The sequence below is a fragment of the Streptomyces sp. NPDC058674 genome (genome assembly GCF_042716505.1).
GTDB lineage: Bacteria > Actinomycetota > Actinomycetes > Streptomycetales > Streptomycetaceae > Streptomyces.
On the sequence record NZ_JBHXSC010000072.1, the window covers coordinates 21,866 to 34,858 of the forward strand.

At 72.7% G+C, this 12,993-nt stretch carries 12 protein-coding genes; 9 read left to right on the plus strand and 3 right to left on the minus strand.

The genetic code is table 11. From position 1 onward, the window contains the following. Positions 1-40: 40 nt before the first annotated feature. From ACFWU6_RS28335 to ACFWU6_RS28355, 5 genes are read left to right on the plus strand one after another with little or no spacing between them, the layout of a single operon-like run. Positions 41-415 carry an ectoine synthase gene (locus ACFWU6_RS28335; protein WP_030390275.1) on the plus strand — a complete coding sequence of 125 codons (375 nt, stop codon included), beginning with the start codon at positions 41-43 and terminating at the stop codon, positions 413-415. Positions 416-464: 49 nt separating this feature from the next. Beyond that, positions 465-1,610 (plus strand): acyl-CoA dehydrogenase family protein, encoded by a 1,146-nt coding sequence (locus ACFWU6_RS28340; RefSeq protein ID WP_383800040.1) that lies wholly within the window; start codon positions 465-467, stop codon positions 1,608-1,610. Further along, entirely contained in the window at positions 1,607-2,404 is a 798-nt protein-coding gene (locus ACFWU6_RS28345; protein WP_383983774.1) for an N-(5'-phosphoribosyl)anthranilate isomerase, read from the plus strand. The genes ACFWU6_RS28340 and ACFWU6_RS28345 overlap by 4 nt, the downstream gene beginning before the upstream one ends. Continuing rightward, complete coding sequence (locus ACFWU6_RS28350; RefSeq protein ID WP_383800045.1) at positions 2,401-3,120, plus strand: indole-3-glycerol-phosphate synthase; 720 nt, start codon at positions 2,401-2,403, stop codon at positions 3,118-3,120. Before ACFWU6_RS28345 ends, ACFWU6_RS28350 begins: the two co-directional genes overlap by 4 nt. Next, positions 3,117-4,019, plus strand: coding sequence for an alpha/beta hydrolase (locus tag ACFWU6_RS28355; protein WP_383983776.1), 903 nt, complete (start codon positions 3,117-3,119; stop codon positions 4,017-4,019). The genes ACFWU6_RS28350 and ACFWU6_RS28355 overlap by 4 nt, the downstream gene beginning before the upstream one ends. 89 nt (positions 4,020-4,108) lie before the next feature. On the opposite strand, the gene ACFWU6_RS28360 is transcribed toward ACFWU6_RS28355, so the two are convergent. The 3 genes from ACFWU6_RS28360 to ACFWU6_RS28370 form a co-directional block, all read right to left on the minus strand. Then, on the minus strand, positions 4,109-4,744 hold the full coding sequence (locus tag ACFWU6_RS28360) for a DUF6875 domain-containing protein (RefSeq protein ID WP_383800051.1): 636 nt from the start codon (positions 4,742-4,744) through the stop codon (positions 4,109-4,111). Continuing rightward, positions 4,741-5,340: a hypothetical protein gene (locus ACFWU6_RS28365; protein WP_383800054.1), complete on the minus strand. Its 600-nt coding sequence runs from the start codon at positions 5,338-5,340 to the stop codon at positions 4,741-4,743. Before ACFWU6_RS28365 ends, ACFWU6_RS28360 begins: the two co-directional genes overlap by 4 nt. Positions 5,341-5,606: 266 nt before the next feature. Further along, the gene (locus tag ACFWU6_RS28370; protein ID WP_383800057.1) at positions 5,607-7,001 is read right to left on the minus strand and encodes a pyridoxal phosphate-dependent decarboxylase family protein; all 1,395 of its coding nucleotides are present in this window, start codon (positions 6,999-7,001) and stop codon (positions 5,607-5,609) included. A 272-nt stretch (positions 7,002-7,273) separates the two neighbouring features. Here ACFWU6_RS28370 and ACFWU6_RS28375 point away from each other — a divergent pair, with 272 nt between their 5' ends. The 4 genes from ACFWU6_RS28375 to ACFWU6_RS28390 all read left to right on the plus strand — a co-directional run. Continuing rightward, complete coding sequence (locus tag ACFWU6_RS28375) at positions 7,274-8,737, plus strand: multicopper oxidase family protein (protein WP_383800059.1); 1,464 nt, start codon at positions 7,274-7,276, stop codon at positions 8,735-8,737. A 1,389-nt stretch (positions 8,738-10,126) separates the two neighbouring features. Continuing rightward, positions 10,127-11,338: a methionine adenosyltransferase gene (metK, locus tag ACFWU6_RS28380; RefSeq protein ID WP_383800209.1), complete on the plus strand. Its 1,212-nt coding sequence runs from the start codon at positions 10,127-10,129 to the stop codon at positions 11,336-11,338. Positions 11,339-11,450: 112 nt separating this feature from the next. Next, positions 11,451-12,431: a carbohydrate kinase family protein gene (locus ACFWU6_RS28385; protein ID WP_383983778.1), complete on the plus strand. Its 981-nt coding sequence runs from the start codon at positions 11,451-11,453 to the stop codon at positions 12,429-12,431. Next, on the plus strand, positions 12,428-12,993 hold a 566-nt coding region (locus tag ACFWU6_RS28390), incomplete at its 3' end, for a homocysteine S-methyltransferase family protein (RefSeq protein WP_383983780.1). The genes ACFWU6_RS28385 and ACFWU6_RS28390, both read left to right, overlap by 4 nt.

Below are 12,993 nucleotides of genomic sequence, written 5' to 3' on the forward strand. Positions count from 1 at the left end.
CCCCGCCATCCGCGCACCACCCTCACACCGGGAGAACACCATGATCGTTCGCGACATCGAGTCCGTGAAGACCGTCGAGTGGGGCAACGGCCTCAGCCGCCGCTTCCTCCTCGCCGAGGACGGCCTGGGCTACTCGCTCACCGACACCACCGTCCTGGCCGGCACCAAGTCCCGCCTGGAGTACGTCAACCACCTCGAGGCCTGCTACTGCATCGAAGGCTCCGGCGAGGTCATCGAACTCGACGGCACCTCCCACGAGATCGTCCCGGGCCGCATGTACGCCCTCGACCAGCACGACGCCCACTACCTCGTCGCCAGCCCCCACGAGGACCTGCGCCTGGTCTGCGTCTTCTCGCCCGCCCTGCGCGGTGACGAGGTCCACAGCCTCGACGCCCACAGCTCCTCCGCCTACTGAACCACCCGCACCACCACCCCCCGACCGAACCGACCAAAAGGGGTCCGTCGTGATCCGTTGGAACGCCGACCAGGCAGATCTGCGCGAAGGCCTGGAGCGGTGGGGAGACGCACTCAGCGCAGACCACATCGAACTCGACGAGCAGTCCGCCTTCTCGGAGGACAAGTGGAAGCTCGTCCAGAAGACCGGGATCCTCTCCCTGCCCTTCCACGAGGACCACGGAGGCCTCGGCCAGTCCCTCCTCACCACCATGTACGTCCTCGAAGGCCTCGGCGAGTACAACCGCGACGCGGGCCTGAGCTTCTCGGTCACCACCTCCATCTGCTCCACCGGAATCCCGATCCAGCAGTTCGGCACCCTGGAGCAGAAAGAACGCTGGCTGCCCCAGATCTGCTCGGGAGAGGCGATCGGCGCCCACGCCATCACCGAGGCCGAAGGCGGCTCCGACGCCATGGCGATGACCACCCGGGCCGTCCGCGACGGAGACGACTTCGTCATCAACGGCAGCAAGGTCTTCGTCAGCAACGGCCCCGTCGCCGACGTCATCGTCGTCTACGCCCGCACCCACCCGGACGGCGGCCCACTGGGCACCACCGCCTTCCTCGTCGACCGCAACACCCCCGGAGTGAGCGCCGGCAAGCCCATCAAGAAGATGGGCCTGCGCACCTCACCGATCAGCGAGCTCTTCTTCGACGACGTACGCGTACCGCGCACCGCGGTCCTCGGCAGGGTCGGAGGCGGCTTCCTGGTCCTGGACCACGTCATGAAACGGGAGATCCTCTTCTCCTTCATCGTCAACGTCGGCGAGATGCAACACCGCCTGGACCGCTGTGTCGAATACGCGAGGACGCGCAAGTCGTTCGGGAAGGCGATCGGTTCGTACCAGACGATCGCCAACAAGATCGTCGACACGAAGATCCAGCTGGAGACCGCCCGCAAGTGGCTCTACGACACCGGCGAGAAACTGGAGGCCGGCGAGAACATCACCACCGACCTCGCCATCTCCAAACTCGTCACCAGCGAAAGCAACCTCGCCACCAGCCTCACCGCCGTACAGATCTTCGGCGGCCACGGCTACATGGCCGAGTACGGCCTGGAGATCGACGTCCGCAACGCCGTGGGCGGCACGATCTACTCCGGCACCAACGAGATCCAGTACAACCGCATCGCCTCGATGCTGGGGCTGGGCAAGTGAGCACCACCCGCCCCCTGTCCCGAACCCTGCTGAAGGTCTGCGGGGCCACCGCCCCGCAGGACATCGAGGCGGCGGCCGCCGCCGGAGCGGACTGCGTCGGCCTCTGGCACGGCGTACCCGGCGGCCCCTCGGAACTGGACCCGGACGGGTCCGCCGCCCTCGCGGCGGCGGCCCGTTCGGCCGGCCTCCTGCCCGTCCTGGTGACCTTCCTGTCCGACGCCTGCGCGCTCGCACACCTCGTGCGGCGCACCGGCGCCGGCTGGGTCCAGCTCCACGCCTACCAGCCGCCCGCCCTCGTGCGGGCCCTGCGCGCCGAACTGCCCCCCGAAGTCGGCATCGTCAAGGTCCTGCACGTCCAGGAAGACGGGGGCTGCGTGGAACGCCCCCTCATCGGCGCCTACGACCGGGCCGGCACCGACCTCTTCCTCCTCGACACCGCCACCGGCGACGGCCGCATCGGCAGCACCGGCCACACCCTCGACCCCGCCCGCCTCACCGCCCTGCTGCCCCGCCTCACCCGCCCCTTCCTCCTCGCCGGCGGCCTCACCCCCCACAACCGGCCCGCCTACGAAGACGTCGTGCACCACCACGGATTCCGCGGCATCGACGTCGACACCGCCGCCCGCGACCACACCACCGGCCGCTTCGGCGTCCCCGAGATCGCAGCCCTGGCCCGCGCCTGGCGCACCCACGCCCCCGCCCCGGCCGCCGTTCCCGTCCCGGCCGCCGTCCTCGTACCGGCCCCGGCCACCGTCCCCGCCGCCGCCCACCCCCACCTGGAGCCCTCGCGATGACCGAGCACCACCGGACCGCCTTCCCTTTTCTCGAGGCCCTCCAGGCCTCCGCGACCCCCGTGGTGATGGAGGTGAAACGACGCGACGCCCACGGCTACGACATGCTCGGCGGCCGCACCCCCGCCGCGATCGTCCAGGCGTACGAGACCGCCGGCGCACCCTGCGTCTCGGTGGTCACCGGCCGCTGGTTCGGCGGCTCGCCCGACCTGCTGCGCGACGTCGCCGCCCTGACCGGCCTGCCGATCCTGCAGAAGGACTTCATCACCCGCAAGGACCAGATCCGCACGGCGAAGGAGCTCGGCGCCTCCGCCGTGCTCCTCACCGCCGCCCTCCTGCCCGCCACCAGCATGCGCACCCTGGTCACCGAGTGCCTGCTCACCGGCCTGACCCCCTTCGTGGAAATCACCGAGGAAGCCGAACTCGCCTGCGTCCACCACCCCGACGAGTGCGTGATCGCCGTCAACAACAAGGACATCAAGACGCGCGAGCGCGGCGCGGGCGACCTGGGACGCTCCCTGGACCTGCTCCCCGCCGTCCGCGCCACCGGCGCCCTGCCCGTCAGCGCCAGCGGCATCGACAGCCCCGCCACTGCCGCCGGCCTCCTGGACGCCGGCTTCGGCGGCCTGCTGGTGGGCACCTCCCTGCTGCGCACCGGCTCACCCGCCCACTGGGTCGACGCCATGGCCGGAGCACGCAAGGGGCTGGCGCTGCGATGACCACCACGACACCCGCCCTCACGACACCCGCCCTCACGCCGCCGCCCGCCGCCGGGCCGGCCGCGCCCACCGCCCACGCCCCCTACGAACTCGACGCCGGCGGCATCCCGCTCTCCGCGATCCTCGCCGAACCCCCGGCGGGCACCGCCCGCCGCTCCACCATCCTGGCCGTCCACGGCCGCGGCATGCGGGCCGCCTACTGGAACGCCTTCATCCCGCACGCCACCGCACTGGGCCACGCCGTCCTGGCCGTGGACCGCCCCGGCTACGGCGCCTCGGCCGACGTCCTGCCCGAAGGGCAGAGCCTCGCCGAGCAGGCGCAGACCCTGCACGCCGCCCTGAAGGAACACGCCCGCACCCACGACATCGGCGCCGGCTTCTTCCTCCTGGGCCACTCCGACGGCGGCAAAGCCGCCCTCCACACCGCGGCCGCCTCCGGCGCCGTCCCGCTGCTGGGACTGGACACCTCCGGCACCGGCTACTTCTACGACCCCCAGGCCCTGCACTTCCCCTCGACCCTGGGCGGCGGCGCCACCAAACTCAACTGGGGACCGCTGAACCTCTACCCGCGCGGCACCTTCCAGGCCAGCCGCACCCTCCTCGCCCCGACCCCGCCCCGCGAATCCGCGGAAACCATCCACTGGCCCCGCCAGTTCGAGGCCCTGGCCCCCGACGTCCGCATCCCGGTCCGCCTCACCTTCGCCGCCCACGAAGCCTGGTGGCACCTGGACGCCCCCACCCTCGCCGCGATGGCCTCCCGCCTGACGGCGTCCCCCCGCGTGATCGTCGACCACCAGCCCGGGGCAGGCCACAACATCAGCCTCGGCCACACCGCGGCCGCCTACCACCTGCGCGTCCTGGCCTTCCTGGAGGAATGCCTCCTGGCCGCCCGGCCCTGACGGCCGCACCGGCCGCACCGCACAAGACGGCTGACCGCGCCCCGACAACGGGGCGCGGTCAGCCGGGGGCCGGGGCAGCGGGGGCGCGGTCAGGCAGCCACCACCCGGCTCACCAGCTGGTCCCGGATCCGCGAGGGGATCTCCGGTGCGAACCGCTGCAGGTAGTGGTCCAGATGCGCGTCGTCACCCACCAGGAACGGCAGGTCGAAGACCAGCAGCTTGCGGACCGCGAGCAGCGGCAGCGGAGCCCGCAGCGGACGGAACGCCTCGTTGTACAGGCCCGGCTCCTCGCACACCGGATGGAACTGGCCGATCATCAGCCCCTCCGCGACGAACTCGTCCTTCGCCTTGCGCTGGAGCTCGTCCAGTTCCACCGAGTCCGTCGGGTCGAAGCCCGGCAGGACCAGCAGGATCGTCAGGAGCTCGCGGTCCTCGGGCGACAAGGGCTCAGACAGGACCGCGTGGCGGGTGCGCAGCGAATCGACCGCCAGGGCCAGGTTGTCGCAGTCCGCGGACGGCAGCGCCAGGTGGAACAGCTCCTTGCGCAGCGAGGGCTGGGTGTACGGGCACACCGGGCCGGTACGGCCCAGCTCGGGGTGGCTGGAGACCAGGAAGTCCCTGCTCCACATGAGCACCCGCCCGAGCGGGTCCAGTGCGTCGGCCGGCACCTCGCCGCGGGCCACCTGGCCGGTGGTCCACGACCGGATCAGATCGTCGCCCCTCATCGGGGGTCCCTCCACATCGGCCGCAGGGCGGGTCCGCCCCCGGGCAGGACGATGTCCGCCCCCAGGCGGTCGAAGCCGGTGCGCCGGGTCGCGGCCTCGCCCCCCGGCGAGCTGGCCTCCGTATAGGCGCCCACGCCCTCGGCGTCGGCGCGGGACAGCACTTCGCCCAGCAGCGCGGACATCAGACCGCCCTGCTGGCGGCCGGCGCGCACCGCGCCGAAGGAGATGTAGTAGTGCGCCCGATCCTTCGGGTGGTGCTCCGCCTGCAGGGCGGATATCACCCGCAGGGCCTCGACGTGCCCGCCCAGGGCCTCGGCGAGCGCCGCGTCCAGGGCGGCCTCGTCGGGCTCGGCACCGGGCGGCAGGAACAGCACCACCGCGTCGCCGTCCGCGGTGGTCAGCACCCCGCCGTGGGCGGCGGACAGTTCCACGAACACCCGGAAGAAGCCGGGGAGCAGCTCCGCCCGCACGCGCCCGTCGGGGATCATCCAGCGGGTCAGGGCGTCCTCCTGGAAGGAGGAGGCCAGGAGGGCGGACAGGTGGGCGACGGCCGATCTGCCCAGCGCGTCCGGCGCTGGAGAGAGGATCGCGGTCAAGGACAAGGACTCGGTCGGGGGCGCGGTCGGGGACACGGCAAAGACCTCCGGTCGGCGGAAAGGAAGCAGAGGAGAAGAGAGGGAAAGGGAGCAGGGGAACCGGCAGGAACAGCCGGGCGGGAAGCGGAACGGGTCAGGCGGGCGGGGGGAGCGGAACAGGGCAGACGGGCGGGCGGGGCAGCGGAGCGGAGTAGGACAGGCGGGCAGGCGGGGCAGTGGACCGGGAAGCGGAACAGGGCGGGCGGGGCCGGGGGAGCGGGCGCCGCTCAGGCCCCGGCACGCCCGCCCGCGGCGAGCTCCGACACCCGGGCGTGCAGCGTCGGCAGGTAGTGCTCGAACTCCGGCTTGATCAGGACACTGCGGATCACCCGCGCCGCCTCCGCATCGCGCACCACCCCCGGGTGGCGCCGCACGAACGCGTCCGCGTCCGCCCGCAGCACGCTCAGGAACACCGGATCGGCCTCCGCCGTCATCCCGTCCCGCAGCAGCCGGTCTGACGCCGCGTCGATCGAGGACAGCCGGCCGTCACCGGTCACCGGGAAGTACGTCACGATGTCGAGGTCCGGCCGCTGGTACAGCGCCAGCTCCGCCGAATCGGCCAGCAGGTCCGCCCAGCGCAGCGCGGCCCGCCGGTTCGCCGCCAGGATCCGCCCGAAACCGTCCTCGGTCAGCGGCAGCAGCTGCAGCGTCAGCCACAGCCCCGCCGCCGCTGCACCCGCCCGCGAGCACTCCAGGCTGATCTCGCCCAGGTGCAGCTCCGCGTCGGTGAAGTAGGTGTACGGCGAATCGTGCGCGAAGTGCCGGCCCGCACGCGGATCGGGGAAGAGCACCGCCCCGCACCCGTACGGCTGCAGCCCCTGCTTGTGCGGGTCCACCACCACCGAATCGCACTCGGCGACCGCCCGCCACGGCGCCGCCTCGACACCGCCGGCCCCCGCCCGGCCCAAGATCGCGTAGAACCCGCCGTACGCCGCGTCCACATGGACCCGCACCCCGTACCGGCGCGCCAGCGCCAGCACCTCGTGCACCGGATCCACCGCGCCCAGCCCGGTCGTGCCCGTGGTGACGACGACGGTCCCGATCCGCCCGCCGCGCAGCGCGTCCTCCAGCGCGTCGAGGTCGATGCGCCCGTACGCGTCGGCCGCGATCCGGTGCCCCTCCATGCCCAGCACGTGGCACATCCGCTCGTGCGTGTAGTGGCACTCGCCGCTGTAGGCGATCCCGCGGTCCGGGTGCAGCTGCCGGGCGACGTACAGGGCCTCCAGGTTCGCCATCGTGCCGCTGGTCGTCAGGTGCCCGACGTGCGACGCCAGACCGAACATGGCGGCCAGCTCGGCGACCGCCTCGCGCTCCATCTCCGTCGTCGCCGGCCCGCCCTCGGCGGCATGGTTGTTCGGGTTGAACAGCATCGCGGTCAGGTAACCGGTGACGGCCGCCGGATGCGGCGGCTTGACCATCTGTCCGGCGTAACGCGGGTGGAAGAACGGATAGTTGTGATCCATCCGCTTGGCCAGACGCTCGAACGCCGCCGTGAACGCCGAGGAGTCCACACGGTGCGCCTCATGGCTCTCGTACGGGCCGAACTGCCCGCCCCACCGCTCCGCCACCCCCAGCGCACGCGGCAGCCAGTCGCGTAAGTCGTGCAGGTCGTGCAGATCCACGGGAGCCTCCCCCAGCGGCCGCCCAACCGGCGGCACCCATCGCGCGTACGCGGTCGTACGTACGCATGAGGAGGGTCGCCCAAAGCCCGCAAGGCCCGCGCAACGCCCGGCCCCGCACACCACCTGGGCTCCAGTGATGCGCAAGGCGCATCTGGTGCACTCGCGGCGCGACACCCGCGGGAGACACCCTGCGCCGGCCGCCCGCAGCGCACCCGCCCCGCCCCCCGGGGCGGCGCCCCGCGCCCACCCGCCCCTTCCCAGGAGGAAACCCCATGGTCACCAGACGCAGCGTGCTCAGCGGCGCCGCCGCCGCGACCGGAGCAGGCCTGCTCACCGCCGGCGGCCTCACCCCGCTGCTCGGCGCCGGCTCCGCCCGGGCCACCGCAGCCGGCACCACCCCGCCGGTCGCCGTCCCGCCGCCGTTCACCGTGCGGATGCCGACCACCCCGGTGCTCCAACCGGTATCCACCCTCGGCGGCCAGGACACCTACGCCCTCACCGTCAAGGAGGCGAGCCGGGAGATCATCCCCGGAACACAGACCAGGGTCCTCACCTACGACGGCCACTTCCCCGGCCCCGTCCTGCGCGCCCGCAGCGGCCGGAAGGTCGTGATCCGCCACCGCAACAACCTCTCCATGCCGCTCTCCGCCCACCTGCACGGCGGCAACGTCTCACCCGAGAACGACGGCGGCCCCATGGACACCTTCGCCCCGGGCACCTCGCGCACCTACACCTACCCCAACCAGCAGCCCGCCGCCGGACTCTGGTTCCACGACCACTCCCACCACATGGAGTCGGAACACGTCTACCGCGGCCTGTCCGCCACCTACCTCCTCTCCGACGACACCGAGCGGTCCCTGCCCCTGCCCTCCGGCCAGTACGAGGTCCCCATCGCCCTGCGCGACGCCCGCTTCGACGAGGCCGGACAACTGGTCTACGTCATGGACGACGTCTTCGGCCGCACCACCGTCCTCGCCAACGGCCGCCCCAGCCCCTACTTCGAGGTCGCCGCCCGCAAGTACCGCTTCCGGCTGCTGAACTCCTCCAACATGCGCTTCTTCCAGCTCCGCCTCTCCGACGGCGGCCAGATGACCCAGATCGGCACCGACGGCGGCCTGCTGGAACGCCCCTTCACCACCGACACCCTCGGACTCTCCCCGGCCGAGCGGGCCGACGTCGTCATCGACTTCTCCCGCTACCCCGTCGGAACCAAGATCGTCCTGGAGAACACCCTGGGCCCGGGAACCCCCGACCAGGTCGGCAGGGTCCTGCGCTTCGACGTCGTGCGCACCGCCTCCGACCCCAGCCGGATACCGGCCGTGCTGCGCACCCTGCCGGCCCTGCGGACCGCCACCGTCCAGCGCACCGTCGTCCTCGCCATGGACGAGGACGGCCGCCAGGAGCCGCGGGGGCTCATGGACGGCCGCGTCTGGGACGCCCAGCGCATCGACCAGACCATCGCGCACGGCAGCTCGGAGATCTGGACCGTCACCAACGCCAACACGGTCGTGCCCCACAACTTCCACATGCACCTGGTCCAGTTCCGCGTACTGGAGCGCAACGGCGCCCCGGCCGGCCCCGCCGAGTCCGGGCCCAAGGACACCGTCCGCCTCTTCCCCGGGGAGACCGTCAAACTCCACGCCACCTTCGACACCTACCGCGGGACGTACGTCTACCACTGCCACCTGCTCGACCACTCGGCGATGGGGATGATGGCGAACTTCCGCGTCCGGTAAGCGGGCGGGAGCCGCCGCGGACGCGGGGGAGGGGCCGCGGCATGAGCGGGGGTGGGGAAACCCCCCAACCCCGCTCGACGCGCCCTCAAGGACGAGCCGAGGACCGGACGCAAGAATCCTCGACAACAGACCATGTCCGGCCGTGTCCCCCACGAGTCCACACATGAGTCCACCAGCAGCACCCGCACGCAAGCACCCGCACGCAAGCACCCGCACGCAAGCACCCGCACCGAAGGCCCTGTACCCGTAAGTCCCCCTACCGACGTACCCGTACCGGGGTACCCCTACCGACCCGCGCACGAGTCCGTGCACGGCCCTCCCGCCCTGCGCCGTGCCCCGAGGAGGCAGGCCATCGTGCACCCCGTCCCCGCACCGCGCGCGCAGCCCCGGCAGGCACCGCGCCGGAACCGGCCTCAAGCGGCCTTCCGGCCGGAATCCGGTACCGGACGCGATCGTCGAGGACACCGGACCGGGCCCGCCGGACCGGCCGGAAACGGCAGGTCAGGGCGGACCGCGGCCCGCGCGGAGCCGGCCGGCCGACGCCCCCGCCACCGCACCCGGCGGACCGGCTGAACGACCCGGCCCGCCCACCCGCACCACGACCGACCACCGCGCAGACACCGCCGGCGCACACACGACCGGCCACCGCAGGCCGTATGCGGAACGCCGTATGCCGTATGCCGCAAGGGAAGAGGAGGGAAGCGATGGCCGCCACCGTGGCCATGACCGTGGTCGCCGCCCCCGGCCCCCCGCCCTCCCCCGACCTCCACGGCGAACCCGCCCCCGCCCAGCTCACCGCGGGCGCCGCACTGCACGTGGAACGGCCCCCTGGACACCCGCCGCTCCCCGGCCGCCCGGCAGACCCCGTACGACGCCGAGGCAGTACCGCGCACCGCACCGGCCAGACCCCCCGCACCCCGAACCGGACCCAGCGAGCGCACGCGCGAGTTCGACCCGTACCGGCCGGGCACGGCACTGCGCACCGCCGTACCGCAGGAGCCGGACCAGGCCTTCACCGTGGCGCCCACCCGCCACCGGTGGCTCCTGGACGGCCGGAGCGCCCGACTGCGGGGCGTCCTGCACCGGGCCCACCTCGCAGACGACCGCCCGGCCGGCCGGGAACGCCGGCCCGACCTGCGCGACCACCTGCGCCGGACCGCCGGCCAGGACCAGGAGGCGGCCCGGACGTTGCGGCCCCGCGCCGCGAACCCGCCCCCACTCCACCGGGCCACCCCCGCCCCCCGCACGACCCCGCCCGCGGCCCGCACTCCGCGCACCCCGCGCGCCGCGGCCCCCTCCGGGCCCTGGCCCGGGCCCCGGAGACCGCCGCGGCCCCCACCACCCGCCCCCGACCCGCCGTCCGCCCCGCCCCCAACCACCAGGAGTGACATGTCCCGCCGTCTGTTCACCTCGGAATCCGTGACCGAGGGCCACCCCGACAAGATCGCCGACCAGATCAGCGACACGATCCTCGACGCCCTCCTCACCGAGGACCCCACCTCGCGCGTGGCGGTGGAGACCCTCATCACCACCGGCCTGGTCCACATAGCCGGCGAGGTCACCACCAAGGCCTACGCGCCCATCGCCCAGCTCGTCCGCGATAAGATCCTCGACATCGGCTACGACTCCTCCACCAAGGGATTCGACGGCGCCTCCTGCGGCGTGTCGGTGTCCATCGGCGCCCAGTCCCCGGACATCGCCCAGGGCGTCGACACCGCCTACGAGAAGCGCGTCGAGGGCGAGGAGGGCGACGAGCTCGACGCCCAGGGCGCCGGCGACCAGGGCCTGATGTTCGGCTACGCCTGCGACGAGACCCCCGAGCTCATGCCGCTCCCGATCCACCTCGCGCACCGGCTCTCCAAGCGCCTGTCCGAGGTCCGCAAGAACGGGACCATCCCCTACCTGCGCCCCGACGGCAAGACCCAGGTCACCATCGAGTACGACGGCGACCAGGCCGTCCGCCTGGACACCGTCGTCGTCTCCACCCAGCACGCCGCCGACATCGACCTGGAAGCGCTGCTGACCCCCGACATCCGCGAGATCGTCGTCGAACACACGCTGCGCCGCCTCGCCGAGGACGGCATCAAGCTGGAGACCGAGGGCTACCGCCTGCTGGTCAACCCCACCGGGCGCTTCGAGATCGGCGGCCCGATGGGCGACGCCGGCCTCACCGGCCGCAAGATCATCATCGACACGTACGGCGGCATGGCCCGCCACGGCGGCGGCGCCTTCTCCGGCAAGGACCCGTCCAAGGTCGACCGCTCCGCCGCCTACGCCATGCGCTGGGTCGCCAAGAACGTCGTCGCCGCCGGACTGGCCACCCGCTGCGAGGCCCAGGTCGCCTACGCCATCGGCAAGGCCGAGCCCGTCGGCCTCTTCATCGAGACCTTCGGCACCCACACCGTGCCCACCGACCGCATCGAGAAGGCCATCACCGAGGTCTTCGACCTCCGCCCGGCCGCCATCATCCGCGACCTGGACCTGCTGCGGCCGATCTACGCCCAGACCGCCGCCTACGGCCACTTCGGCCGCGAGCTGCCCGACTTCACCTGGGAGCGCACCGACCGCGCCGAGCAGCTCAGGGCCGCCGCCGGCGCCTGAGCGTCCCCCCCCGCACGCCACCCCGCCCCCGGGGCCCCGGCCACCCCGCCCCCGGGGCCCCGTCCCGCTCCACTCCGCCCCGCCGACATCAGCCCAGCTCACAGGAGTCCACGTGCGTATCGCGGTGACCGGATCCATCGCCACAGATCACCTCATGGCCTTCCCGGGCCGGTTCGTCGACCAGCTGCTCCCCGACCAGCTGGAACACGTCTCGCTGTCCTTCCTCGTCGACACCCTCGAGGTGCGCCGGGGCGGAGTGGCCGCCAACATCGCCTACGGTCTGGGCGGCCTGCGCCTGGACCCCCTCCTGGTGGGAGCCGTGGGCCCCGACTTCGCCGAGTACGAGGTCTGGCTCAAGGAACACGGCGTCGACACCGGCTCCGTCCACGTCTCCACCGAGCACCAGACCGCCCGCTTCATGTGCATGACCGACCAGGACACCAACCAGATCGCCTCCTTCTACGCGGGCGCGATGGCCGAGGCCGGCCGCATCGACCTGTACGCCGTGCACGCCCGCACCCCCCTGGACCTGGTCCTCGTCTCACCCAACGACCCGGGTGCGATGCTCCGCCACACCGAACAGGCCCGCGAGTTGGGCATCCCCTTCGCCGCCGACCCCTCGCAGCAGCTCGCCCGCCTCACCGGCGCCGAGGTCCGCAGCCTGGTCACCGGAGCCCGCTGGCTGTTCACCAACGAGTACGAGTCCGCGCTGCTGCGCGAGCGCGCCGGCTGGAGCCACACCGACGTACTGGACCGCGTCGGGACCTGGGTCACCACCCTGGGCGCGCAGGGCGTCCGCATCGACGCCAAGGGCGAGCCGACCGTCACCGTCGGCGCCGTCCCCGACGTCCGGGCCGCAGACCCCACCGGAGTCGGCGACGCCTTCCGCTCCGGATTCCTGGCCGCCGTCGGCTGGGGCCTGCCGCTGCGGACCGCCGCCCAGCTCGGCTGCGCGATGTCCGCGCTGGTCCTGGCCGCCGTCGGCTCACAGGCGTACGAGATCCAGCCCGAGCGGCTCCTGACCACCCTTCGCACGGTGTACGGGGAGCACGCTGCCGGGCTGCTGGAAGAGAAGCTGGGGCAGCTGACATGACGATGAACACGCAACAACGCGCCGACGCCCTCCGGGAGGCCCTCGCCACGCGTGTGGTGGTGGCGGACGGGGCGATGGGGACGATGCTCCAGGCGCAGGACCCGTCGATGGAGGACTTCCAGCAGCTGGAGGGCTGCAACGAGGTTCTGAACGTCACCCGTCCGGACATCGTGCGCAGGGTCCACGAGGCGTACTTCTCGGTCGGTGTGGACTGCGTGGAGACGAACACCTTCGGCACGAACTATGCCGCGCTCGCCGAGTACGACATCGCGGAGCGCAACTTCGAGCTGTCGGAGGCGGGTGCGCGCATCGCCCGCGAGGTGGCCGACGAGTTCACGGCCTCCACGGGGCAGCAGCGCTGGGTGCTCGGCTCGATGGGTCCGGGGACGAAGCTGCCGACGCTGGGGCACATCACGTACGCGCAGATCCGCGACGCCTACCAGGTCAATGCGGAGGGCCTGCTCTCGGGCGGCGCCGACGCGCTGCTGGTGGAGACGACGCAGGACCTGTTGCAGACGAAGTCCTCGATCGTGGGCGCGCGGCGGGCGATGGAGGCGCTGGG